The following is a 25729-nucleotide window of genomic DNA, read 5'->3' as shown; positions in this document are numbered from 1 at the left end:
ACTTCATGCGGGATCCGCTGTCCGCCGTCACGGAAGCCTTCACGTCGTTCCTGTTCGGCAAGGTCGAGACGACCCGGCTGCCGGTGCGCACGTCGACGGGGCAGGCCCAGGCGGTCTACCTCCCGACCGCCGCGCCCGGCCTCGGCGACTCCGGCGTCATCATCGGCCGCGAGGTGTACTCCGGGAAGGGCTACATCTACGACCCCTTCCAGCTGTACGGACAGCAGCTCCCGGCACCGCACTGGCTGGTGCTCGGCGAGTCCGGCAACGGCAAGTCGGCCCTGGAGAAGACGTACGTACTACGGCAGTTGAGGTTCCGCGACCGCCAGGTCGTCGTGCTCGACGCGCAGGGTGAGGACGGGGTGGGCGAATGGAACCTCATCGCCCAGGAGCTGGGTATAACTCCCATCCGCCTCGACCCGACAGCGGCCCTGGACATGGGAATCCGCCTCAACCCGCTCGACCCGTCGATCACCACGACAGGCCAGCTGGCCCTGCTCCGCACGATCATCGAGGTCGCGATGGGCCACGGCCTCGACGAACGCTCCGGCTTCGCCCTGAAGGTCGCGCACGCCTACGTCAACGAGACGATCACCAACCGCCAGCCGGTCCTCACCGACATCGTCGAGCAACTGCGCCACCCCGAGCCGGAGTCGGCCGAGGCGATGAACGTCGCTCTGGACGACGTACGAGCCTGGGGCCTGGACGTGGCGCTGGTCCTCGACCGCCTGGTCGACGGCGATCTGCGCGGAATGTTCGACGGCCCGACGACGGTCGGCATCGACCTCGACGCCCCCCTCATCGTCTTCGACCTGTCCCACATCGATCGCAACTCCATCGCCATGCCGATCCTGATGGCCATCGTCGGCGTATGGCTGGAGCACACCTGGATCCGCCCCGACCGGAAGAAGCGCATCTTCCTCGTCGAGGAGGCCTGGCACATCATCAACAGCCCGTTCGTGGCCCAGCTCTTCCAGCGACTGCTGAAGTTCGGGCGCCGGCTGGGTCTGTCTTTCGTGGCAGTGGTGCACCACCTGTCCGACGTGGTGGACGGAGCGGCAGCGAAGGAGGCGGCAGCCATCCTGAAGATGGCGTCGACGCGGACGATCTACGCCCAGAAGGCGGACGAGGCGAGAGCGACGGGCCGGGTCCTGGGCCTCCCGCGCTGGGCGGTGGAGATCATCCCCACCCTCTCGCCCGGCATCGCGGTCTGGGACGTCAACGGCAACGTCCAGGTGGTCAAACACCTGATCACCGAGATGGAACGCCCCCTCGTCTTCACCGACCGCGCCATGACCGAGTCCTCCACCCCCGACCTCTCCGACGACGCCCTACGAGCCGCCGAGCTCGAGGCGGAAGAACGAGCGGCGGCCTTCATGGAGCAACACCTCAGCGACCTCGACGACTCGTCCGAGTCCACAGTGGCGTAAGCAGGGTGAGAGCGGTGGGGGCAAGATGAGTCCGTACGACGACCGACACCGGTCTCACGAACGCGGCGAACGGTCCGAAGGAGGCGTCCCCGACGGCCTGCTGATCGGGGTGCTCGCCTTCCTCCTGGGCATGACGTTGCTGGTGTGGTCGGCAACAGGCCTGGCGGCCGTGTTCGACCACGGCTCCTGGCCATCGAAGGTCACCTTCGCCCGTACGCCCCTGGCCATGCGCCACCTGGTCCAGCACCCCCACGACGTGGCAGGCGCCTGGCCGGACACTCCGGCGAGCCAGCTGACGGGGTACGGCCTGTTCTGGGGGCTGTTCATCGGCCAGCTGATGGTGCTGGTCGTGCTGACGGTGTTCGTGATGGGGACGGTGGCTAGGTGGCGGGCGGGGAGGTCGCGTCGGCGTAAGGCTGCGGCGTACGGCTCGGAGTTCGGGCCGGGGGACACGGCGACGGCTGGGTCGGGCGCTGCGCCTGGGGGCTCGGGGGTTCCGCAGGACGAGGCGCCCGGTTCGGGGGTTCAGCGGGGGGACTCGGGGCTCCGGCCGGGCGAGCGACCCGGCTCGGAAACGGCGCCGGGCGGGGCGTACGGCTCGGGGGATCAGCGTGGGGACTCGGGATTCCGGCCGGGCGGGCAGCCCAGCTCGCAACCAGCGCCCGGCGGGGCGTACGGCTCGGGGGGTCTGCCGAGGGACACGGCTGGCTCGGGCGCTGCGCCTGGGGACCAAGGGCTCCCGACGGGCGGAGCGTACGGCTCGGGGGGTCTGCCGAGGGACACGGCTGGCTCGGGCGCTGCGCCTGGGGGCGGGGGACTCCCGCCGGGCGGGGCATACGGCTCGGGTGTGGTGCCTGGGGGTGCAGCTGGTTCGGACGGTCGGCCTGGAGCCGGCTCGGGGCTTCGGCCGGTCGCTGACACCGGGCCGGGCTTCCCAGCCGGGGGCGCGACCGCCCCAGGGTTCCCATCCACCGCCGGTATCGAAGTTCCGTCCGCGGGCGCGACAGGCTCCGGCCATCCGTCTTCGGCTGACTCCGGCTCGGGTTTCCCAGCCGGGGGCACGGAAGGCTCCGGGCTACCGGCGGCCGGCGTCGGCTCGGACCGCCTGCCCGGGGACACTGCCGACTCAGCCCTCCACCCCACGGCCAACTCCGGCTCAGGCCATCCGCCTGCGGCAGGCTCCGACCCAGTCCTCCGCCCCTTGGGCGCCTCCGGCCCGACGCACCCCCACGCGCCCGCTCCCCCCACATCCCCCTTCGCCCCGGCGGAGCCGCCGTTCGGTTCGGCTCCCTATGCAGCCCCCAATAAACGGGCGGGCGGGTGGGAAAAGCCCCCCATCCCCGGCCCACGGCGCGGCCCCGTAATCCTCGGCCCTCCCCAAACCCGCCACCCCCTGGCCACCGAGGCAGTCCGCGACGCCGAGGGCCCCGCCCTCGTCGTCACCTCCAGCCCGACCCTCTGGTCGGACACCAAGGACGCCCGCGCAAAACTCGGCCCCGTCCTCCTCTACGACCCCTCCCACCTCTGCGACACCCCGGCCCGCCTCCACTGGTCCCCCTCAACCGGCTGCCAGGACAAGGACACCGCAAGGGCCAGGGCAACAGCCCTCCTCGCCCCGGTCCGCCCCGCCGCAAAAATGGACCAGGCGGTCGCAGACACCGCGGAAACCCTCCTCCGCAGCTACCTCCACGCCGCCGCAACAGACGGCCGCGCCATCCGCCACCTCCACCGCTGGGCCCAGGGCACAGGCGTCCAAGAAGCCGTACGCATCCTCCGTACGAACCCCAAGGCCGCCTCCGGTTCCGCAGGCGAACTCGAGGCCGCCCTCACCTCGTACCCCGAACGCCGCGACATCGCCCAGGAGTTGACGGCTCGCGCCCTGTCCTCCCTCTTCACAGTGAACGTCCGCGAGGCCTGCACCCCCAACCGAACTGACGCCCTCACCTTGGATTCCTTCGTCAACGAAGGGGGCACGCTTTATGTGGTGGGTGAACCCATCGAGGACCCCAAGGCGAACCCGGGCGCGATGCCACTTCTGACGGCGCTCGCCTCAAGCGTGGTCGAGCGCGGCCGGCGCATGGCCGAACGGTCATCCTCCGGCCGCCTCGACCCACCACTCACCCTCGTCCTGGAAGACGTAGCCGCGGTGGCCCCGCTCCCTCAACTCCCGGACCTGCTCACCACAGGCCCCGACCGAGGCATGCCCACCCTCGCGCTTCTACGCTCCCGAGAACAGGCCCGCACCCGCTGGCCCAACGAGGAACTCCCCACCTGAGCAAGCCCCTTCAGACCCGCTCCATCACCAACTCCAACTCCCGCGCCCCACTCTCCCCCGGCGCCGGAACACTCACCCCCGACGGCACAAACCCGAACTTCCGGTAAAATCCCTCGGCCCGCGAGTTCCGCTCATCCACATACAACCGCACCCGCTCTACCCCAGCCACTCCCCACGCCCACTCCACCGCACGCGCGAAAAGCCGCTCGGTAACCCCCCGCCCCCGCCACTCAGGCCGCACAAAAACCCCCACGAGATGCCCCTGCCGCACCTCACTGACACCCCCGAACGTCCCCTCCGCCCCCGCCTCCTCAACAAGCACGACAACGGACCCAACCCACCGCCCGTCACCCGCCTCAGCCACAAACTGCTGCCGCTCAAGCACCCCCTCCGCAGCCCCCGCAGCCCGCTCCCGCCAAAAACCGTCAGGCTTCCCCACCGCCTCCTCATATGTCTCGAGAAAGGCAAGATGCGCCACTGGATCCCGAAGCGCATCCAGCCGAAGCTCCTTCACCGCCACCCACTCATCGGCACGTATAGAACGAATCACAGGGCCCATGAGCGCCACCGTAATACCGAGGTACTACGCCCCTCACCCCATTTCCCACCCCCGTCCGACGCCCCGCACACCACCCCGGACGAGCATCAACCCATGACGACGCGACGTATGACGGGACTCCATACAAAGATGGGCCCGTGGTGACGACACGCGAAAAGGACTGGCCGGGCGACTGGACGCCGAACGGGCAGCCCCTCACCCGCCAGTTCCACCGCATCATCCAACGAGGCCGCGCCTTCGACCGACGCCACCCGTGGGTGTGGGACACCCTGCTCACCGGCTTCTACGTGACCGCCTGCCTCATCGACTTCACGAGCGGCGGCTGGAAGAACGTCACCGAAAACCCCGACACACCGGCATGGCTGGTCGGAACGATCTCACTGGGCTTCTCGTTACCCCTCTTCTGCCGCCGCAGCCACCCCTTCGCCGTCCTGCTGGTGATGATGCCGTTCTCCGTCGCCAACGTCTGGGCGGGCGCGGCCCTGCAAGCCTCCATGACCCTGCTCATCGTCATCTTCAACATCGCCCTGCGCACCCGCCTGCGCACCCTGCTCTGGTCGTACGCGCTGGCCTCAGCGCCCTTCTGGCACCTCGGCTACCGCTACCCCGACAAGGAGGGCCCCGGCGCCACGATCGCCCCGATCATGATGAGCCTCGCCCTGGCAGCGGTCGGCGGCATCGCGGTCCGCACACGCCAGGAGTACCTCGCCTCCCTCGTCGACCGCGCCCGCCAACTCGAAGTCGAACGCGACCAACAGGCCCAGCTAGCCGCGGTCGCGGAACGCACCCGCATCGCCCGCGAGATGCACGACATCATCGGCCACAACCTCTCCGTCATCACAGGCCTGGCCGACGGCGGCTCGTACGCGGCCGCCAAGTCCCCAGCCCGAGCAGCCCAGGCCCTGGAGGCGATCGGCACAACAAGCCGCCAGGCCCTAGCCGAACTCCGCCGCCTCCTCGACGTCCTACGCGAAGAAGCCCCCACAGCCGAACTGACCCCCCAGCCCTCCCTCACCGACCTCGACCACCTCATCGACGGCGTACGCTCAGCCGGCCTCCCCGTACGCCTCAAGATCGAGGGCCCTCCGGTCCGCGTCCCCGCCGGCACCCAGCTCACGATCTACCGCGTCATCCAGGAAGCCCTCACCAACACCCTCAAACACGCCGGCCCGAACGCCACTTCACAGGTCTCGATCTCGTACGAGGACGGGGGCGCCGTCACGGCGTCAGTCACCGACACCGGACGCGGAGGCCCCGCACCGAACGCGACCGATGCCACCCAGGGCCGCGGCCTCACCGGAATGCGAGAGCGAACAGCCCTGTACGACGGAACACTTGAAGCAGGCCCCCAGCCGACCGGCGGCTGGCGAGTCCACGTCCGCCTCCCGGCCCTCCCCGCACCATGGGACGCCACACCGAAGGAAGCCACTCCGTGACCACCGTCCTCATCACCGACGACCAGCCACTCCAGCGCTTAGGTTTCCGCATGCTTCTGGAGAGCCAGGACGACATGACCGTGCTGGGCGAGGCAGGCAACGGCACGGAGGCGGTCCGTATGACCGCCGAACTCAGCCCCGATGTCGTCCTGATGGACATCCGCATGCCCGGCCTCGACGGCATCGAGGCCACCCGCCGAATCGTCGCCTCCGGCGACCGCACCCGCGTCCTCATCCTCACCACCTTCGACCTCGACGAGTACGCATACGCCGGCCTACGCGCAGGCGCCAGCGGCTTCCTCATCAAGGACGCCCTCCCCGAGGAGCTCCTCTCAGGCATCCGGGCGGTGGCAACAGGAGACGCAGTGGTCGCACCCAGCCTGACCAGACGGCTCCTCGACGCGTACGCCCAACACCTGCCGTCCGCGGCAACGACCGACTCCACCTTCCTGGACCCCCGACTCGCTGTCCTGACAGAACGAGAGCGTGAAATCCTCACCGTCATCGGCCAGGGCTGGACGAACTCCGAGATCTCTTCCCGCTTTCATCTCGCGGAGTCGACGGTAAAGACGCACGTAAGCCGAATTCTCGCCAAGACAGGGGCGCGCGACCGAGTTCAGGCAGTGATCCTGGCGTACGACACAAGTCTGGTGCGCCCATCCTGAACCTGAAATGCAGAAAGCCCCACACCAAAAGGTGTGAGGCTTTCTCAATATTTGTTCGGCGGTGTCCTACTCTCCCACAGGGTCCCCCCTGCAGTACCATCGGCGCTGTAAGGCTTAGCTTCCGGGTTCGGAATGTAACCGGGCGTTTCCCTCACGCTATGACCACCGAAACACTGTGAAACACTCAACCGGCAACCGTCCTGTGGCCCAGGACAGGGGTTGTTCGTGGTTTCAGAACCAACACAGTGGACGCGAGCAGCTGAGGACAAGCCCTCGGCCTATTAGTACCAGTCACCTCCAGCGGTTACCCGCCTTCCAGATCTGGCCTATCAACCCAGTAGTCTCCTGGGAGCCTTAACCCCTCAACGGGGGTGGGAGTCCTCATCTCGAAGCAGGCTTCCCGCTTAGATGCTTTCAGCGGTTATCCCTCCCGAACGTAGCCAACCAGCCATGCCCTTGGCAGAACAACTGGCACACCAGAGGTTCGTCCGTCCCGGTCCTCTCGTACTAGGGACAGCCCTTCTCAAGACTCCTACGCGCACAGCGGATAGGGACCGAACTGTCTCACGACGTTCTAAACCCAGCTCGCGTACCGCTTTAATGGGCGAACAGCCCAACCCTTGGGACCGACTCCAGCCCCAGGATGCGACGAGCCGACATCGAGGTGCCAAACCATCCCGTCGATATGGACTCTTGGGGAAGATCAGCCTGTTATCCCCGGGGTACCTTTTATCCGTTGAGCGACGGCGCTTCCACAAGCCACCGCCGGATCACTAGTCCCGACTTTCGTCCCTGCTCGACCCGTCGGTCTCACAGTCAAGCTCCCTTGTGCACTTACACTCACCACCTGATTGCCAACCAGGCTGAGGGAACCTTTGGGCGCCTCCGTTACTCTTTAGGAGGCAACCGCCCCAGTTAAACTACCCATCAGACACTGTCCCCGATCCGGATCACGGACCCGGGTTAGACATCCAGCACGACCAGACTGGTATTTCAACGACGACTCCCCCCGCACTGGCGTGCGAAGTTCACAGTCTCCCAGCTATCCTACACAAGCCGAACCGAACACCAATATCAAACTGTAGTAAAGGTCCCGGGGTCTTTCCGTCCTGCTGCGCGAAACGAGCATCTTTACTCGTAGTGCAATTTCACCGGGCCTATGGTTGAGACAGTCGAGAAGTCGTTACGCCATTCGTGCAGGTCGGAACTTACCCGACAAGGAATTTCGCTACCTTAGGATGGTTATAGTTACCACCGCCGTTTACTGGCGCTTAAGTTCTCAGCTTCGCCTAGTCGAAACTAGACTAACCGGTCCCCTTAACGTTCCAGCACCGGGCAGGCGTCAGTCCGTATACCTCGCCTTACGGCTTCGCACGGACCTGTGTTTTTAGTAAACAGTCGCTTCTCGCTGGTCTCTGCGGCCACCCCCAGCTCACCGTGTAAAACGGATCACCAGGAATGGCCCCCTTCTCCCGAAGTTACGGGGGCATTTTGCCGAGTTCCTTAACCATAGTTCACCCGAACGCCTCGGTATTCTCTACCTGACCACCTGAGTCGGTTTAGGGTACGGGCCGCCATAAAACTCGCTAGAGGCTTTTCTCGACAGCATAGGATCATCCACTTCACCACAATCGGCTCGGCATCAGGTCTCACCCTTGGTGAACGACGGATTTGCCTATCGTTCGGGCTACACCCTTACCCCGGGACAACCACCGCCCGGGCTGGACTACCTTCCTGCGTCACCCCATCACTCACCTACTACCAGATCGGGTCACCGGCTCCACCACTCCCCTCAACTCCGAAGAGATCAGGGCGGCTTCACGGGCTTAGCATCACTGGATTCGATGTTTGACGCTTCACAGCGGGTACCGGAATATCAACCGGTTCTCCATCGACTACGCCTGTCGGCCTCGCCTTAGGTCCCGACTTACCCTGGGCAGATCAGCTTGACCCAGGAACCCTTAGTCAATCGGCGCACACGTTTCCCACGTGTGAATCGCTACTCATGCCTGCATTCTCACTCGTGAACCGTCCACAACTCGCTTCCGCGGCTGCTTCACCCGGCACACGACGCTCCCCTACCCATCACAGCGGGCGTTGGCCCTCATGCTGCAATGACACGACTTCGGCGGTACGCTTGAGCCCCGCTACATTGTCGGCGCGGAATCACTTGACCAGTGAGCTATTACGCACTCTTTCAAGGATGGCTGCTTCTAAGCCAACCTCCTGGTTGTCTCTGCGACTCCACATCCTTTCCCACTTAGCGTACGCTTAGGGGCCTTAGTCGATGCTCTGGGCTGTTTCCCTCTCGACCATGGAGCTTATCCCCCACAGTCTCACTGCCGCGCTCTCACTTACCGGCATTCGGAGTTTGGCTAAGGTCAGTAACCCGGTAGGGCCCATCGCCTATCCAGTGCTCTACCTCCGGCAAGAAACACACGACGCTGCACCTAAATGCATTTCGGGGAGAACCAGCTATCACGGAGTTTGATTGGCCTTTCACCCCTAACCACAGGTCATCCCCCAGGTTTTCAACCCTGGTGGGTTCGGCCCTCCACACGGTCTTACCCGCGCTTCAGCCTGCCCATGGCTAGATCACTCCGCTTCGGGTCTTGAGCGCGCTACTGAATCGCCCTGTTCGGACTCGCTTTCGCTACGGCTCCCCCACACGGGTTAACCTCGCAACACACCGCAAACTCGCAGGCTCATTCTTCAAAAGGCACGCAGTCACGACACACCAAGCAAGCTTGATGTGCGACGCTCCCACGGCTTGTAGGCACACGGTTTCAGGTACTATTTCACTCCCCTCCCGGGGTACTTTTCACCATTCCCTCACGGTACTATCCGCTATCGGTCACCAGGGAATATTTAGGCTTAGCGGGTGGTCCCGCCAGATTCACACGGGATTTCTCGGGCCCCGTGCTACTTGGGTGTCTCTCCAACGAGTCGCTGACGTTTCGACTACGGGGGTCTTACCCTCTACGCCGGACCTTTCGCATGTCCTTCGCCTACATCAACGATTTCTGACTCGTCTCACGGCCGGCAGACCGTGAAAGAGAGATCCCACAACCCCGTACACGCAACCCCTGCCGGGTCTCACACGTATACGGTTTAGCCTCATCCGGTTTCGCTCGCCACTACTCCCGGAATCACGGTTGTTTTCTCTTCCTGCGGGTACTGAGATGTTTCACTTCCCCGCGTTCCCTCCACACCGCCTATGTGTTCAGCAGTGGGTGACAGCCCATGACGACTGCCGGGTTTCCCCATTCGGAAACCCCCGGATCACAGCCTGGTTGACGGCTCCCCGGGGACTATCGCGGCCTCCCACGTCCTTCATCGGTTCCTGGTACCAAGGCATCCACCGTGCGCCCTTAAAAACTTGGCCACAGATGCTCGCGTCCACTGTGCAGTTCTCAAACAACGACCAACCACCCGTCACCCCGCCTTCACAGGCGAGTTCACCGGGGCCGGCACCGAAGGTTCAGACTCGAAAGCCCGTACCTTCAGACACCCAACAGCGTGCCCGGCACCCTTGCCTCTCCTCATCGCTTTCCACGCCGAAGCAGTACTCGCGACCCAGAGCAGGTCAAGTGTGCCGAATAATCAACGTTCCACCCATGAGCTGACCACCGCAGGACGTGTGCCTGCGTAGTGGCTCTGGACCACCAGACGAGGTCTGGCGGCCAGGTGCTCCTTAGAAAGGAGGTGATCCAGCCGCACCTTCCGGTACGGCTACCTTGTTACGACTTCGTCCCAATCGCCAGTCCCACCTTCGACCGCTCCCTCCAGACAAGCTGGTTGGGCCACGGGCTTCGGGTGTTACCGACTTTCGTGACGTGACGGGCGGTGTGTACAAGGCCCGGGAACGTATTCACCGCAGCACTGCTGATCTGCGATTACTAGCAACTCCGACTTCATGGGGTCGAGTTGCAGACCCCAATCCGAACTGAGACCGGCTTTTTGAGATTCGCTCCACCTTGCGGTATCGCAGCTCATTGTACCGGCCATTGTAGCACGTGTGCAGCCCAAGACATAAGGGGCATGATGACTTGACGTCGTCCCCACCTTCCTCCGAGTTGACCCCGGCGGTCTCCCGTGAGTCCCCAACCCTCCGAAGAGGTTGCTGGCAACACGGGACAAGGGTTGCGCTCGTTGCGGGACTTAACCCAACATCTCACGACACGAGCTGACGACAGCCATGCACCACCTGTACACCGACCACAAGGGGGGCACCATCTCTGATGCTTTCCGGCGTATGTCAAGCCTTGGTAAGGTTCTTCGCGTTGCGTCGAATTAAGCCACATGCTCCGCTGCTTGTGCGGGCCCCCGTCAATTCCTTTGAGTTTTAGCCTTGCGGCCGTACTCCCCAGGCGGGGCACTTAATGCGTTAGCTGCGGCACGGACAACGTGGAATGTTGCCCACACCTAGTGCCCACCGTTTACGGCGTGGACTACCAGGGTATCTAATCCTGTTCGCTCCCCACGCTTTCGCTCCTCAGCGTCAGTATCGGCCCAGAGATCCGCCTTCGCCACCGGTGTTCCTCCTGATATCTGCGCATTTCACCGCTACACCAGGAATTCCGATCTCCCCTACCGAACTCTAGCCTGCCCGTATCGACTGCAGACCCGGGGTTAAGCCCCGGGCTTTCACAACCGACGCGACAAGCCGCCTACGAGCTCTTTACGCCCAATAATTCCGGACAACGCTTGCGCCCTACGTATTACCGCGGCTGCTGGCACGTAGTTAGCCGGCGCTTCTTCTGCAGGTACCGTCACTTGCGCTTCTTCCCTGCTGAAAGAGGTTTACAACCCGAAGGCCGTCATCCCCCACGCGGCGTCGCTGCATCAGGCTTGCGCCCATTGTGCAATATTCCCCACTGCTGCCTCCCGTAGGAGTCTGGGCCGTGTCTCAGTCCCAGTGTGGCCGGTCGCCCTCTCAGGCCGGCTACCCGTCGTCGCCTTGGTGAGCCATTACCTCACCAACAAGCTGATAGGCCGCGGGCTCATCCTTCACCGCCGGAGCTTTTAACCTCCACTCAGGAGAGTGGAAGTGTTATCCGGTATTAGACCCCGTTTCCAGGGCTTGTCCCAGAGTGAAGGGCAGATTGCCCACGTGTTACTCACCCGTTCGCCACTAATCCCCACCGAAGTGGTTCATCGTTCGACTTGCATGTGTTAAGCACGCCGCCAGCGTTCGTCCTGAGCCAGGATCAAACTCTCCGTGAATGTATTCCCGTAATCGGGATGACACCACGAGAGCGGAACCCCCCGCGGAATGAACGGGAGGTTCACAGCGTCCTCGCTGTGTTTTCTTCAAAGGAACCTCGCCACCAGGAACAATCCCGGTGTCGGGGTATCAACATATCTGGCGTTGATTTTTGGCACGCTGTTGAGTTCTCAAGGAACGGACACTTCCTTTGTACTCACCCTCGCGGGCTTTCCTCCGGGCTTCCCTTCGGTCTTGCGCTTCCGACTTTAGCAGACGTTTTCGCGTCCGGTTCCCAGTCGGGGGGGGCTCGCTTTCCGGCCTTTCGGCCTTCCGGCGACGTTGACTGTATCAGATCCTTTCGGGCCTGACTCCAGTCAACTGGCTTTGTCCTCGCGGCTGTTGGGCCGTTCCGACGTTCCAAACTTTAGCGGATGCTGTCGGCAGTTCCTAATCGGGGCTGCCGGGGCCCATGGGAATTCAATTCGGGCATGCCGAAATTGACCCCGTAGGGAGATCGCACTAGTGATTTGGTGTGCCGCTTCTGCGGCGGGAGTTGCTGTCGCAGAACCGTTACGGCCCCGTGGCAACTCGAAGAACCTTACGGATCCACGAGGGGGTTGTCAACCTTCCCCTTGGCGACGGCTCGGCAAACCTCGGGGGTGCCGTCAGTCCAGGTCGGTGAGCCGGCCGCCGGCGTCCGGCTGGGCGTGCTCCACGCGGCGGAGGAGGCGGGTCAGGACGTCGCCCAGGACTCCGCGTTCCTCCTGGGTGAGGTCCTGGAGCAGGTCCTCCTCGAAGACGCTGGCGAGGCGCATGGCTGCCAGCCACTTCTCGCGGCCCTCGGTGGTGAGCTCGACGATGACGCGTACGCGGTTGGACTCGTCGCGCTCTCGGGTGACCAGGCCCTCGGCCACCATGCGGTCGATCCGGTGGGTCATCGCGGCCGGAGTCAGGCCGAGGCGCTTGGCGAGGTCGCTCGGGCCCATGCGGTAGGGGGCGCCGGAGAGGACGAGGGCCTTGAGGACCTCCCACTCGGCGTTGCTGATGCCGAGGGTGGCGGTCTGGCGGCCGTAGGCGACGTTCATACGGCGGTTGAGGCGGCCGAGGGCCGAGACGATCTTCTCTACCTGGGGGTCGAGGTCCTGGAACTCGCGCTGGTACGCGGCGATCTGCTCTTCGAGTGTCGGCTCGCCAGCGCCGGGGGTGTCGCCCATGAGCCGAAGTATGGCATGTGCTCGCTTGGGGTCTAAGTCCTTCAGTGTGTAGAGTTCAGAGTCTAAGTTTAGATTTGAAGTCTTCACTTTTAAGTTCTCCGACTCTACTGAAGCAGGTGACAGTGACCAGGGCGAGGGGCGCGGCGATGCGTCGGATCCATGTGGGCAACGCACTCGGCGCGTTCGGGCTCGGCTTCACCGTTCCGTATCTGTACGTCTATGTGGCGCAGGTGCGGGAGCTCGGTGCTGTGACGGCGGGGCTTGTGCTTGCCGTGTTCGCGGTGGCCGCGCTGGTTGTGCTGCCGTTTGCCGGGCGGGCCATTGTGCGGCGCGGTGCGCTGCCGGTGTTGCTGGCTGCCCTGGTCACCGCTGCGTTGGGTGCGCTGGGTCTGGGGCTTGCGAGCAGTGCGGCGGCTGTGTTGGTGGCGGCGGGGGTGCTCGGGGCGGGGCAGGCCGTGATGCAGCCGGCGCTGGCGACGATGATCGTGGACTTTTCGACGGCCGGGACGCGGTCGCGGGCCTTCGCCATGCAGTTCTTTCTGCAGAATCTCGGGCTTGGGGTCGGTGGGCTCATCGGTGGGCATCTTGTCGATGCCACGCGGCCGGGCTCCTTCACGTTGCTGTTCTCGATCGAGGCGGCGATGTTTCTGCTGCTGGTCGTGGTCATGGGGACCGTACGGATGCCGCTTGCACCTCGGATCGGGAACGACGCGCCGCGGGCCAAGGGGAGCTGGAGAGAGCTTCTTGGTAATCGGGCCATGGTGCAGTTGTGTGTGCTGGGGTTTGTGCTGTTCTTCGCCTGTTATGGGCAGTTCGAGTCGGGGCTGAGTGCGTACGGGGTTGAGGCTGCGGGGATCTCGACTTCCGCGCTGGGTACGGCTCTTGCCGCGAACACGGCGGTGATCGTGGTCGCGCAGTTCGTGGTGTTGAGGTTCGTGGAGCGGCGTCGGCGGTCGCGGGTGATCGCGGCTGTGGGGCTGATCTGGGCCGTCGCATGGGGTGTGGCCGGGTATGCGGGGCTCGGGCACGGGAGTCAGGCGATGGCCACGGCCGCGTTCGTCTCGACGTACGCGCTCTTCGGGCTTGGGGAAGCGATGCTGTCGCCGACTGTGGCGCCGTTGGTGGCCGATCTGGCGCCGGCGGGGATGGCGGGGCAGTACAACTCGGCGTTCGCCCTGGTGAAGCAGCTTGCGCTGGCGGTCGGTCCCGCTGTGGGCGGGCCTATGGGGGCGGCGCTGCACGGGCCGTACGTCGTGACGTTCCTGCTGTTCTCGCTGGGCATCACGTTCCTGGCCGTGCGGCTGGGGCGGCAGCTGACGCCCGTACAGAATCAGCCGTCGTTGGCGAGGAGTCGGGTGGTCGCTCGGGGTGCGGAGCCATCGGAGGCCGTAGCGGCGAAGGTCTGAAGGCATGCGGAGGCAGCCGTCACCTTGGGGTGGCGGCCGCCTCTGGCATGTGTCAGCGGGTGGCTGTGATCAGGGTCGAGGTGAAGGAGAGCGTCGTTGTGCCGTCGGGGGCCGTGTGGTCTTTGAGGAGGGTGTGGACCATGCGGCCGGCGTTGGTGAGGGCTTCCTGGCCGCCGGTTTCGGCGATCGTCTGGCCCCAGGGGAGCGCGGAGAGGTGGTTGGCGGCGTAGTCCGGTAGCGGGGGCAGGGCGATACCGAAGGTGACCTCGCGGTCGACGATGTCCTGGAAGCCCGCCTGGCGCAGGGCGGCCGTGACGCGTTCCGCGGAGGAGAAGGCGGCGGCGAAGCCTGCGGCCGCTTCTGGGCCGCCGTGTTCTGTGATGGCCCGGTGCTGGGCGGCGAAGTAGGGGGACTTGTCGATGGAGGCCCATGTGGTGGCGGCGAAGTGGCCGCCGGGGCGGGTTACGCGGGCCGTTTCCGTGAGGGCCGCGTTCGGGTCGGGGAAGAACAAGAACTGGGCGCCTTGTTGGCAGACGACCGCGTCGAAGGTGTCGTCGGCGTACGGGAGTTGGTCGGCGGGGGCCACGGTGAATTCGATGTCCGGGTACATGCGGGGGTGGTGTGCTTCGGCCACCTTGAGCATGGCGTCGTTCGGGTCGGCGCCGAAGACCCGGCCCGCGGGACCGACCCGGGCGGCGGCCACCCGTGCCGCGAAGCCGGTGCCGCACGCGAGGTCGAGCACGGTGGCTCCGGGGAACAGGTCGACGGCGTCCACGACCGCCTCGACGAAGGGCGCCATGATCGGCGCGACGTACCGCTCGTAACGCTCGGGAGCACTGCCTGAGAGCTGGAAGCCCGATTCCGTTTCCTCTGCCATGGAGGAGCTACTAGCACCGTGTGCGGCGATCGGCCAGATGCCGCGCGGCCATGGATCTAAGTGGCACGCGGAAGTGCGAACTCGCACCACACCGACTTGCCGCCGCCGGGTGTGCGGCGTGAGCCCCAGTTGGAGGCGATGGTGGCGATGATCGCGATGCCGCGGCCGGCCTCGTCGGCGGGTTCGGCGCGGCGGCGGCGTGGGAGGTGGTCGTCGCCGTCGGTCACCTCGACGATCAGGCGGCGGTCCGTGCGGCGCAGGCGCAGGCGCATGGGCGGGGTGCCGTGCTGGAGGGAGTTGGCGACGAGTTCGCTGGCGGCGAGGACGCCGAGGTCGTGCAGGTCCGTGGGGAAGCGCCAGCTCGTCAGGACGCCGGAGGCGAAGGCACGCGCGCGTGGGGCCGCTTCCACGCCGCCGAGCAGCTCCAGGGCGGCGTTTCGGAAGAGTTCGCCGTCGGAACCCGTACGGGAAGGGTGCTGGAGCACCAGGACCGCCACGTCGTCGTCGTGGTCGGCCGTCATGCCCGCCGAGCGGACGAGGCGGTCGCAGATCACCTGGGGTGTGCCGGTGGCGCCCGCGAGGGCCTCCTCCAGGGCGGCGATGCCCTCGTCGAGGTCCTTGTCGCGGCGCTCGACGAGGCCGTCCGTGTAGAGCACGGCGGTGGAGCCGGGGCCGAGCGGGATGGAGCCGGAGGAGTGCATCCAGCCGCCCGTGCCGAGGGGCGGGCCGATGGGTTCCTCGGCGCGCAGGACGGTGCCGCTGTCGTCGCGTACGAGGATCGGGAGGTGGCCGGCGGAGGCGTACACGAGGCGGCCCTCGTTGGGGTCGTGGACGGCGTACGCGCAGGTGGCGATCTGGTTGGCGTCGATCTCCGTGGCGAGGCCGTCGAGGAGCTGGAGGACCTCGTGCGGGGGCAGGTCGAGGCGGGCGTACGCGCGGACGGCGGTGCGGAGTTGGCCCATGACGGCTGCCGCGCGGACGCCGCGGCCCATGACGTCGCCGATGACCAGTGCCGTACGGCCGCCGCCGAGGGTGATGACGTCGTACCAGTCGCCGCCGACCGCGGCCTCCGTGCCGCCGGGGTGGTAGACGGCGGCGACGCGCAGGTCGTCGGGTTCCTCCAGGTCCTGGGGCAGCAGGGAACGTTGGAGGGTGACCGCGGTCTCGCGGAGTTCGCGTTCGCTGAGGCGGAGGCGGTCGGCGGCCACGGCCTGGTCGGTGACGTCGGCGGCGAAGATCAGTACGCCGCCTCCTTCAGGGGTGGATCCGTCGATGGGCACGGGGGTGCACGTGAAGGTGTACGAGCGGCCGCTGGGGACCTTGCGGGACAGGACCGTACGGGGCTTGGAGCTGCGCAGGACCTGGTCGAGGAGGGACAGGAGGCCGATCTCCTCCAGCTCGGGCAGCGCCTCGCGCGCTGGCTCGCCGACCGGACGTGCGCCGAAGGCCGCTACGTAGGCGTCGTTGACGTACGCGAGGCGGTGCTCCCGGCCGTGTACGAGGGCGACGAGGGCCGGGATGCGGTCGAGGACCTCGCGGACCGGCAGTTCGTCGACGGCGGGGACCGGTTGGGTTTTGGGGTCGTCGGTGTCGGCGTCTTCGGCGGCTTCCTTGCCGTGTTGCCGCTCGGCGCGGGCCGCGGGCACGGAGCCGCCCTCCGGGGGGAGCGCGTTCGACGAGCTGCCGGTCCGCGCCTCGGCGCGGCGCTGCGTTCCGGGGAGCAGGGCGCTCAAGCGCGTGAAGTTCACTGTGGGACAGGCCTCGTGGGATTGAAGGGCGAGCGGTCGGCCCGCCCATGGTCGTGGACCAGTGTGTCCGACCGGACCGACATCCGTCAGACGCCGGTCCCTGAGGTGGAGTTCCTGAGTCCGGTCAGGACGACCCCTTCGGGTCCTCTGGAGGCTTTCCACCGGCCGCGAGTTCGAACTCCGCACGGGGATGTTCGAGCGAACCGAGGGAGACGATCTCCCTCTTGAAGAGCCCCGCCAGCGTCCACTCGGCCATCACCCGGGCCTTGCGGTTGAAGGTCGGCACCCTGCTCAGGTGGTACGTGCGATGCATGAACCAGGCGGAGTAGCCCTTCAACTTGCGCCCGTAGACGTGCGCGACGCCTTTGTGCAGTCCCAGAGAGGCCACCGAGCCGGCGTACGCATGGGAGTACGTCTCCAGGGGCTCTCCGCGCAGGGAGTGGACGATGTTGTCGCCGAGGGTCCTGGCCTGGCGCACCGCGTGCTGGGCGTTGGGGGCGGTCTCCGTGCCGGGCTCCTTGGCGGTGACGTCGGGGACGGCGGCGGCGTCTCCGGCGGCCCACGCGTGCGTGACGCCCTCGACGGTCAGCTCGGCGGTGCACTTGAGGCGTCCGCGTTCGTTCAGCGGGAGGTCGGTGGCGGCCAGGATGGGGTGCGGTTTGACGCCGGCGGTCCAGACGACCGTACGGGTCGGGAAGCGCGCGCCGTCACTCAGTACGGCGACCCGGTCAACGCAGGACTCGAGGCGCGTCTCCAGGCGTACGTCGATATTGCGGCGGCGCAGCTCGGTGACGGTGTACTTGCCCATCTCCTCGCCGACCTCGGGCAGGATGCGGTTCGAGGCCTCTACGAGGATCCACTTCATGTCCTCGGGCTGGACGTTGTGGTAGTAGCGCGCGGTGTAGCGGGCCATGTCCTCGAGTTCACCGAGGGCCTCCACTCCGGCGAAACCGCCCCCTACGAAGACGAAGGTCAGGGCCGCGTCGCGGATCGCGGGGTCGCGGGTGGAGGAGGCGATGTCCATCTGCTCGATGACGTGGTTGCGCAGGCCGATGGCCTCTTCGACGGTCTTGAAGCCGATGCCGTGGTCGGCGAGGCCGGGGACCGGGAGGACGCGCGAGATGGAGCCGGGCGCGAGGACGAGCTGGTCGTAGGAGATCTGCTCCGGCTCCGCGCCCTCCTCCTGGGTGGCCAGGGTGGTGAGGGTCGCGGTGCGCTTGGCGTGGTCGATGGACTGCGCCTCGCCGATGACGATCTTGCACTGGTCGAGGACGCGGCGCAGCGGCACGACGACGTGGCGGGGCGAGATGTTTCCGGCGGCGGCTTCGGGCAGGAACGGCTGATAGGTCATATATGGGTCTGGCGTGACCACGACAATTTCTACGTCGCCACGTTTGAGCTCCTGTTTCAGCTTCCGCTGGAGACGCAGAGCCGTGTACATCCCGACGTAACCACCGCCGACGATGAGAATGCGCGTACCGTTCCGGGGTCCGGGGGTTGCCCCCCGGTTGATCGCAGTCTTCACCCACCCATGACGCAACGCGCTCTTGATTTTGTCCACAGCCCCGGCAATTTGTGTGACCGACCGCCTGAGACGCGCAGAGTTGGCCGATTTGCCGGAGTGCGCGGAAGATGTGCAGGTCAGATGGGGAGTATGGGGTGCTTGTACGTGTCTTAATCGGGACGTAAGCGGCCCGTACTCCGATCGAGGGGCGCACTGTGCGGAACCTGCCCCTTCTGAATTGACCCTTGCTCAACTATTGTTCGTCTCTCATCGGGGTGTAGGGGGAAGCACTCGGCCGGCCCGCACGACTGGTACGACGGGTATCCGGGTCGTGGGACCGATGCCTGTTCCGCTCCGCTCCGGCTTGTCAATGGCGGGGAGAGTCTCCGGGGGGAGACGTCATTACCGGGGGAACACATATGCATGTTCAAGAAACTCATTGGTCAACTGCGTCTGCCATCGCTTCCGGCGGCGCGGTCGGTGCGGCGATGGGGAACGGACGTGGTGCGGGGGACGCATCGCGGTCGACACCGCTGCGCGTGGACGCACAGCGCAATCTGGAGCACGTACTGCGTGCGGCGCGCGAAGTCTTCGGCGAGCTGGGGTACGGCGCGCCGATGGAGGACGTGGCGCGGCGCGCACGGGTCGGCGTCGGCACGGTGTACCGGCGCTTCCCGAGCAAGGACGTCCTGGTCCGGCGGATCGCCGAGGAGGAGACCTCCCGGCTGACCGACCAGGCCCGTTCGGCGCTCGGCCAGGAGGACGAGCCGTGGTCGGCGCTCTCGCGCTTCCTGCGGACGTCTGTGGCGTCGGGGGCGGGGCGGTTGTTGCCTCCGCAGGTGTTGCGGGTTGGCGTCGTGGAGGACGGTGCCGTTCTCGACGAGGCGCTGGTGCCGCAGCAGCGGGTTCAGCCGGTGTCTGCGTCCGGGGCGGGATCCGGCAACGGGTCGGGGTCCGTCTCCGGTTCGGGGTCTGTCTCCGGTTCGGGCTCGGGTTTGGCCTCGGGCTCGGGCTCGGGTGAGCTGCGGCTCGTGGAGCAGCGGTCGGCCTCCGACGGGGAGGTCGCGGAGGTCGACGACGCCGGGGCTGCGCAGCTGCTCGAGGTTGTGGGGCGGCTTGTGGAGCGGGCTCGGGCGGCGGGTGAGCTGCGGGCGGACGTGACCGTGTCGGACGTTCTGCTGGTCATCGCCACGGCGGCGCCTTCGCTGCCGGATGCGGCGCAGCAGGCTGCGGCTTCGGCGCGGTTGCTGGACATACTGCTGGAGGGGCTGCGGTCGCGTCCCGCGTAGGGCGATGGGGCTGGGGCGGGTGTGGGGTTTCTTTTCCCCAAGCCCGCCCCTTCCCGTAGCCAAGGGGCTCCGCCCCCTGGACCCCCGCTGGGGCTGCGCCCCAGACCCCGCATCGGCCTGAACGGCCTCGTCCTCAAACGCCGGACGGGCTGAAAATCAGCCCGTCCGGCGTTTGAGGACCGGGGTCGGGGGCGGAGCCCCAGGGATGGGACGGGTAAGGGCGGCGGGGGCGAGAAACCTACCCCCGTCGAGCCGTCGCTCCCGCCCCCAACGCCCCCCGCTCCGGAGCAATCCCCCCAGGCACCGCCCGCGCCCGCGCAGGTGTGCCCGTCCAGCATGTGCCCCTGCGGTCCAGCAGGCGGCCCAGCCACACCTCCAGGGAGACGAGGTCCGCCAGGCCCTCCAGGGGCAACGGCTCGCCCTCCGCCGCCGCTCGGAGGGCCTTGCGGACGACCCTGGCCTCTATCAGGCCTGCCTGGGCCAGGAGCGGGGTGTCGAAGAGGTCGACGAGGGTGTCGGCGGCGGCTCGCAGGCCCGTGCGGGCTGCGGCTGCTGAGGTGGCGTGGGAGGGGGCGCCCCAGCCCGGGGGGAGGTCGGCTACTCCGGCGCCTTCCAGGACCGTACGGAGTATGGCGGCGCGGGCGCCGGGCTGGACTCGGAGGGCCTCCGGGAGGGCGCGGCAGGCGCGTACGACCTGGTTGTCGAGGAAGGGGGCGTGCAGGCGCTGGAAGCGGACCTCGGCGGCCTGTTCGAGGATGCGGAGGTCGGCGGCGTGCCGGGCCAGGGCGGCGCGGGCGCGGAAGTCGCCGGGGCGTTGGCCGGGGCCGACGCTCGCCCGGGACGTCGCGCCCGTCAGGCGAACCGATACTTCAGCGAGCGCCTCGCCGGTGAGCCAGCGCGCGGCGGGGCCGGGTCTGCCCCAGGTGAGCGCGGCGAGGGACGCCCCTACGGCACCTCCGGGCTCGTCGAAGTTCCGGTGCAGCAGCCGGTCGGCGAGGCCCTGTATGCCGACGAGATAGGGCGTACGGGCGAGCTTGCGCGCCGCGCCGTACACGCGCGCGGGGACCAGGACCGAGCCGTCCGCCTTCGCCAACGCGGCGACGGGGCGCACCAGGTGACGTCGTTTGCGGTCCATCAGGAGGTCGGCGAGGCGTGCCGGGTGTGCGTCCAGGACCTGCCGGGCGCCGTACCCCGTGAAGTGGTCCGCGCTGCCCGCGGCGAGCCGTGCGCGGTGGCGGGCGGCGGTCACCAGGGAGGGGCCCGGTTCGTCCGTCAGCGGGCCCTCCAACTCGGCGTAGGGGAGGACCTCTTCGCCGCCGGCGACCACTACGTGGTGCAGCCGGGGGTTGGCGGCCAGGGTTCCGGCGCGCTCCAGTTCGGCCTCGCGGCCCTTCACGGCGAGGTCGTTGAAGGTGACGGCAAGGAGACGCTCACCGGCGCCCGTGCCGTGCCCCAGGACGGTGCCCGGCATTCCGGGGAGGCCGGCGGCAAGGAGGGCGAGAGTTCCCGAAGCGGGGCCTCCGGAGAGGTCGGCTCCTATGCCGGGTACGGGCATGCCGCGCGCCGCACGCCGCTCGGCGGGGCCCATGCCGGGCACGGGGCCAGGGTCCACATCGGCGCCGGGAACATGGCGGGGAGCGGCGAGACGGGCGCGTACGGACTCCACCAGGGCGTCGCGTACGGCGTCCACCGCACTGTCGGGGTCGACGGTGGCGGCCGCGACGGCGAGGGAGGCCACCTGTTCGTACCCGGCGATCTCGCGTGCGCCGGCGCGCAGGACCAGCGCGTGCCCCGGCGGAATGCGCTGCACGCCCTGGTAGGGCGTGGAGTTGTGCAGGGCGGCGGGTACGTCGGGGGCGGCGAGGATGGCTGCGAGGTGTCCGAAGTCGAGGTTGGCCTCGATGAGGTCGGCGAGGGGGAGCGCGGCCGTGGCGTACGCCGTGCCGCCCGCCCAGGGGGTGTAGAACACCGGCCGTGCGCCCGCCAGATCGCCGCACACCATCACCCGGCGGCCCACCTGGACGACGGCGGTGTAGCTGCCGGACCAGGCCGTCAGATGGCGAAGTGCCCCTCCGCGCGCGGCGACCAGGCCCACGCGCAGTTGTTCGTCGGAGGCGCCGCAGGTGCCGAGCACCGCGATCCGGTTCTGTGCGTCGGCCTTCACGACGCGCACCTCGTCGGGGCGCCAGTCGCCGACCGCCCAGAGCGGATCCGGGTCGCCCCACAGGAGTTGGGACCCCACCGGGTGCACGGTCTCGCCGTCGCTTCCCGTGGCCCCCGCCGAGCCGGCCTCAGGAGCCGCAGTGGCGGTACTGCTCCACCCCACCAACCACCGCATCGCCGCCTCCACAGGCTGTGGACAACCAGTGCACCGTACGAACTGGGCACCATGCTGCCACGAAGAGAGCGCGCCGGTGGGTCCCTGCCGCCGCTTGTGCACCCCAGAGTGCGCCCCTTGGGAGATGCCCGCAATGGAGCGAACGCACGCACGGAGCACGGAGATTACGACGCGAATGCGCCCCCGGTTCGCTCCCCCACGACACCCAACGCGCCCTCAACTGCCATGGTAGAAGGGATTTTCGGGCGCAGAAGGCAGGGGCGAAAATCAGCCAAATCGGCGGTGGGCGCACGGGCGTGCACACGCTCCGTACAGGCTTTGCTCAACGCACGATCCGGGAGGCGGAGTTCGCCTCCCGGACCGGTCCGCCGCCCGCGGGGATATGTGACGGCGGTGTCCCCCAGCCCGCTGGATCCAGTACAGCGGGCCGACCCACGCAGGATCCATGGAAGCGATTCGACGATGGCCGGAGAAGAGCGCACGGCCGGGCGCACAGCCACACACCGGGAGCACACCACAACGCTGCGTACTTCCCCGCGGACCACAATCCCGCCATCCGGAACTATGCCTCTTAACGCATGGGATGCGGCGAACTACGCTGGGTTTACGAATGCCGCGTGGTTATGCCAACGCGGCAGCCGTCTGTGTCGAGGGGTGGCGCATGTCCAGGGAGCAACGCGGGCCGAACGAAAAACTCGGCGCCGTTCTCGCCCTCGCGGGAATCAGCAACGCAGGCCTCGCCCGTCGCGTCAACGATCTTGGCGCACAGCGCGGACTGACTCTTCGCTATGACAAGACCTCGGTGGCGAGATGGGTGTCGAAGGGCATGGTGCCGCAGGGTGCCGCCCCGCATCTCATCGCCGCGGCCATCGGCCAGAAGCTCGGCCGGCCCGTACCGCTCCACGAGATCGGTCTGGCGGACGCGGATCCCGCCCCGGAAGTGGGCCTCGCCTTCCCCCGTGACGTAGGACAGGCCGTGCGCGCCGCGACGGACCTGTACCGTCTCGACCTCGCCGGGCGCAAAGCCGGCTCCGGAGGCATCTGGCAGTCGCTGGCCGGTTCGTTCGCGGTGAGCGCGTACGCGACTCCCGCCTCCCGGTGGCTGATAACCCCGGCCGACAGTTCGGTGGCCCGCGACGCGAGCCCGGTGGACGGCTCCGGAGCACCGCTGAAAGTCGGCCACAGCGACGTACAGAAGCTGCGTGAGGCCGCCGAGGACGCCAGGCGCTGGGACTCCAAGTACGGAGGCGGCGACTGGCGTTCGTCCATGGTGCCCGAGTGCTTGCGAGTGGAGGCGGCACCGCTGCTGCTCGGCGCGTACTCGGACGAGGTGGGCCGGGCGTTGTTCGGCGCCTCGGCCGAACTGACCCGCCTTGCCGGGTGGATGGCCTTCGACACCGGCCAGCAGGAGGCCGCCCAGCGGTACTACATCCAGGCCCTGCGTCTCGCGCGCGCGGCTGCCGATGTGCCTCTAGGGGGCTACGTACTCGCCTCCATGTCCCTCCAAGCGACGTACCGCGGCTTCGGCGACGAGGGCGTCGACCTCGCCCAGGCCGCCCTGGAGCGCAACCGTGGCCTCGCGACGGCCCGCACCATGAGCTTCTTCAGCCTCGTCGAGGCACGCGCGCACGCGCGCGCGGGTGACGCCCAGGCGGCCGGCGGGGCCCTGAAGGCCGCCGAGGGCTGGCTGGAGCGGGCCCGCGACGGCGACCAGGACCCGTCGTGGCTCGGCTTCTACTCGTACGACCGTTTCGCCGCCGATGCCGCGGAGTGTTACCGCGATCTCAAGGCTCCTCGGCAGGTGCGGCGCTTCACCGAGCAGGCGTTGTCGAAGCCGACGGAGGAGTTTGTGCGGTCGCATGGGCTGCGGCTTGTGGTGTCGGCGGTTGCCGAGCTCGAGTCCGGGAACCTGGACGCGGCGTGTGAGCAGGGGGTGCGGGCGGTGGAGGTGGCGGGGCGGATTTCGTCGGCGCGCACCACCGAGTACGTGAAGGATCTTCTGCATCGGCTGGAGCCGTATGGGGATGAGCCGCGGGTTGTTGAGTTGCGGGAGAGGGCTCGGCCGTTGCTAGTCGCTCCCGCGTAGGGCTGGGTGCCTTCGCATCTGCCTAGTTGATGTTGTTTTGGGGCTGCGGGTTCGTTGTGGTTGCTCGCGCCCACGCGGCGGAGCCGCAGATCGACACAGCCCCGCGCCCCCTTCGGGCCTGCGGCCCCTCAAGCGGCCGCGCCGCCTTGCGGCGACTTCCGGGTTTCGGCGCGTTGTCAGTGGCGCAGTGCACTATCTAAGTGGGAGGTGGGAAGGTGCCGCGCGTGATCGTTTATGACTGTGATGTGGTCGTGGTCGGCGGGGGGATCGTCGGGCTGTCCACGGCCTATGCGATTACGCGGGCCGCGCCGGGGACTCGGGTGATGGTGCTGGAGAAGGAGCCGGGGCCGGCTCGGCACCAGACGGGGCGTAACAGCGGGGTGATCCACAGCGGGATCTACTACCGGCCGGGGTCGCTCAAGGCGCGGTTTGCCGTGCGGGGCGCGGCCGAGATGGTCAAGTTCTGTGCGGAGTACGGGATCGCGCATGCCGTGACGGGGAAGCTGATCGTCGCCACGGAGCGGGACGAGTTGCCTCGGCTGCATGCGCTGGTGCAGCGGGGGCGGGAGAACGGGATTCCGGTACGGGAGCTGGGGGCGTCCCAGATCGCCGAGTACGAACCGGAGGTGCGGGGGCTCGCCGCCATTCACGTCGCCACGACCGGGGTCTGCGACTTCGTGGGGGTCGCTCGGCAGCTTGCGGAGGCTTCGGGGGCGACGATTCGGTACGGGGCGGAGGTCACGTACATCGATCGGCGGCCTGACCTCGGGGTCGCCGTGCGTACGGGCGATGGGGACGTCGTACGCGCGCGTGTGCTCGTCAACTGTGCGGGGCTGCACTGTGACGAGATCGCTCGGCTTGCTGGGGACGAGCCTGGGATGCGGATCGTGCCGTTCCGGGGTGAGTACTACTCGCTGGCGCGGCCTTGGCTGGTGAAGGGGCTGGTTTATCCGGTGCCGGATCCTGCGTTTCCGTTCCTCGGGGTGCATCTCACTCGAGGGATCGACGGGGGTGTTCATATCGGGCCGAATGCTGTGCCTGCCTTGGCCCGGGAGGGGTATGACTGGCGGACTGTGCGGGCTCGGGAGTTGGGGGCGACGCTTGCCTGGCCGGGGGCTTGGCGGATTGCTCGGCGGCATTGGCGGTATGGCGGGGGTGAGCTGCGGCGGTCGGTGTCGAAGAGGGCGTTTGCTGAGGCTGTGGGGCGGTTGTTGCCTGCGGTGACCTCGGATGACCTGGTTCCGGCTTCTGCGGGGGTTCGGGCGCAGGCGGTTCTTCGGGACGGCACGTTGGTCGACGACTTCCTTCTGCGGGAGGGGGCTCGGACGGTTCATGTGCTGAACGCGCCGTCGCCTGCGGCTACCGCTTCGCTGCCGATTGGGCGTGAGGTTGGGCGGAGGGTTCTGGTGGCGTTGGGGCGGGCGTAAACGCGGGGTTTTCTTTCCCCAGCCCCGCCCCTTCCCGAAACTGGGGGCTGCGCCCCCAGGCCCCGCTGCCTCCGGCGGGGTGGGTGGGGCGGGTGGGTGCCTACCGGGATGGGGGGTGACAGTCGTGTCGCGGCTGCGGGTGCGTCGTGGCTGGTCGCGCAGTTCCCCGCGCCCCTAAAAACAAAAGCCTGCGACTGCCCGCACCCCGACGATCAAGCGACCCCGGCCCGGAAGGGGCCCTCGCCCCGTACCCGCCCGCGGCTTGG

At 67.4% G+C, this 25729-nt stretch carries 13 protein-coding genes, 3 rRNA genes and 2 pseudogenes; 9 read left to right on the top strand and 9 right to left on the bottom strand.

What is annotated here, in order from left to right; all coding sequences use genetic code 11:
- Positions 1-5 precede the first annotated feature (5 nt).
- The 3 genes and pseudogenes from OHT21_RS25160 to OHT21_RS25150 all read left to right on the top strand — a co-directional run.
- A complete protein-coding gene (locus tag OHT21_RS25160) occupies positions 6-1430 on the top strand; it encodes an ATP-binding protein (protein WP_328770592.1) in 1425 nt (474 codons plus the stop codon).
- A 25-nt stretch (positions 1431-1455) separates the two neighbouring features.
- A pseudogene (locus OHT21_RS25155) lies at positions 1456-1849 on the top strand (type VI secretion protein); the annotation flags it as partial.
- Between the two features lie 815 nt (positions 1850-2664).
- Positions 2665-3705: pseudogene (locus OHT21_RS25150) on the top strand (type IV secretory system conjugative DNA transfer family protein); the annotation flags it as partial.
- 10 nt (positions 3706-3715) lie between these two features.
- Here OHT21_RS25150 and OHT21_RS25145 read toward each other — a convergent pair.
- Entirely contained in the window at positions 3716-4264 is a 549-nt protein-coding gene (locus OHT21_RS25145; protein WP_328770591.1) for a GNAT family N-acetyltransferase, read from the bottom strand.
- 140 nt (positions 4265-4404) lie between these two features.
- Here OHT21_RS25145 and OHT21_RS25140 point away from each other — a divergent pair, with 140 nt between their 5' ends.
- Complete coding sequence (locus tag OHT21_RS25140) at positions 4405-5700, top strand: sensor histidine kinase (protein WP_328770590.1); 1296 nt, start codon at positions 4405-4407, stop codon at positions 5698-5700.
- On the top strand, positions 5697-6365 hold the full coding sequence (locus tag OHT21_RS25135; RefSeq protein ID WP_328770589.1) for a response regulator transcription factor: 669 nt from the start codon (positions 5697-5699) through the stop codon (positions 6363-6365). The genes OHT21_RS25140 and OHT21_RS25135 overlap by 4 nt, the downstream gene beginning before the upstream one ends.
- Before the next feature lie 53 nt (positions 6366-6418).
- Here OHT21_RS25135 and rrf read toward each other — a convergent pair.
- The 4 genes from rrf to OHT21_RS25115 form a co-directional block, all read right to left on the bottom strand.
- A 5S ribosomal RNA gene (rrf, locus tag OHT21_RS25130) occupies positions 6419-6535 on the bottom strand.
- A 91-nt stretch (positions 6536-6626) separates the two neighbouring features.
- Positions 6627-9750: ribosomal RNA gene (locus OHT21_RS25125) — 23S ribosomal RNA — on the bottom strand.
- Positions 9751-10063: 313 nt separating this feature from the next.
- Positions 10064-11591 (bottom strand): 16S ribosomal RNA (locus OHT21_RS25120).
- The 16S, 23S and 5S rRNA genes sit together here, the layout of an rRNA operon.
- 648 nt (positions 11592-12239) lie before the next feature.
- Positions 12240-12788, bottom strand: a complete 549-nt coding sequence (locus OHT21_RS25115) for a MarR family winged helix-turn-helix transcriptional regulator (RefSeq protein ID WP_328770588.1) — start codon at positions 12786-12788, stop codon at positions 12240-12242.
- Positions 12789-12910: 122 nt separating this feature from the next.
- Between OHT21_RS25115 and OHT21_RS25110 the strand changes: the two genes are divergently transcribed.
- Positions 12911-14194, top strand: coding sequence for an MFS transporter (locus OHT21_RS25110; RefSeq protein WP_328774214.1), 1284 nt, complete (start codon positions 12911-12913; stop codon positions 14192-14194).
- 52 nt (positions 14195-14246) lie between these two features.
- Here OHT21_RS25110 and OHT21_RS25105 read toward each other — a convergent pair whose 3' ends face one another.
- The 3 genes from OHT21_RS25105 to OHT21_RS25095 form a co-directional block, all read right to left on the bottom strand.
- The gene (locus OHT21_RS25105) at positions 14247-15071 is read right to left on the bottom strand and encodes a class I SAM-dependent methyltransferase (protein WP_328770587.1); all 825 of its coding nucleotides are present in this window, start codon (positions 15069-15071) and stop codon (positions 14247-14249) included.
- A 56-nt stretch (positions 15072-15127) separates the two neighbouring features.
- Positions 15128-16819 (bottom strand): ATP-binding SpoIIE family protein phosphatase, encoded by a 1692-nt coding sequence (locus OHT21_RS25100; RefSeq protein WP_328770586.1) that lies wholly within the window; start codon positions 16817-16819, stop codon positions 15128-15130.
- Between the two features lie 124 nt (positions 16820-16943).
- A complete protein-coding gene (locus OHT21_RS25095; protein ID WP_328770585.1) occupies positions 16944-18344 on the bottom strand; it encodes an NAD(P)/FAD-dependent oxidoreductase in 1401 nt (466 codons plus the stop codon).
- A gap of 398 nt (positions 18345-18742) precedes the next feature.
- Between OHT21_RS25095 and OHT21_RS25090 the strand changes: the two genes are divergently transcribed.
- A complete protein-coding gene (locus OHT21_RS25090) occupies positions 18743-19612 on the top strand; it encodes a TetR/AcrR family transcriptional regulator (RefSeq protein WP_328770584.1) in 870 nt (289 codons plus the stop codon).
- Between the two features lie 238 nt (positions 19613-19850).
- On the opposite strand, the gene OHT21_RS25085 is transcribed toward OHT21_RS25090, so the two are convergent.
- Positions 19851-21950 (bottom strand): asparagine synthase-related protein, encoded by a 2100-nt coding sequence (locus OHT21_RS25085; protein ID WP_328770583.1) that lies wholly within the window; start codon positions 21948-21950, stop codon positions 19851-19853.
- A 661-nt stretch (positions 21951-22611) separates the two neighbouring features.
- Here OHT21_RS25085 and OHT21_RS25080 point away from each other — a divergent pair.
- Together OHT21_RS25080 and lhgO are read left to right on the top strand one after the other, a co-directional pair.
- A complete protein-coding gene (locus tag OHT21_RS25080; RefSeq protein ID WP_328770582.1) occupies positions 22612-24036 on the top strand; it encodes an MFS transporter in 1425 nt (474 codons plus the stop codon).
- Positions 24037-24251: 215 nt separating this feature from the next.
- Positions 24252-25463, top strand: a complete 1212-nt coding sequence (lhgO, locus tag OHT21_RS25075) for an L-2-hydroxyglutarate oxidase (protein ID WP_443050424.1) — start codon at positions 24252-24254, stop codon at positions 25461-25463.
- The last annotated feature ends 266 nt before the right edge of the window (positions 25464-25729 follow it).

It is taken from the genome of Streptomyces sp. NBC_00286, from assembly GCF_036173125.1.
Classification (GTDB): Bacteria; Actinomycetota; Actinomycetes; order Streptomycetales; family Streptomycetaceae; genus Streptomyces.
Note: the sequence above shows the minus strand (reverse complement) of the source record. Positions and strands in the feature narration are given on the sequence as shown.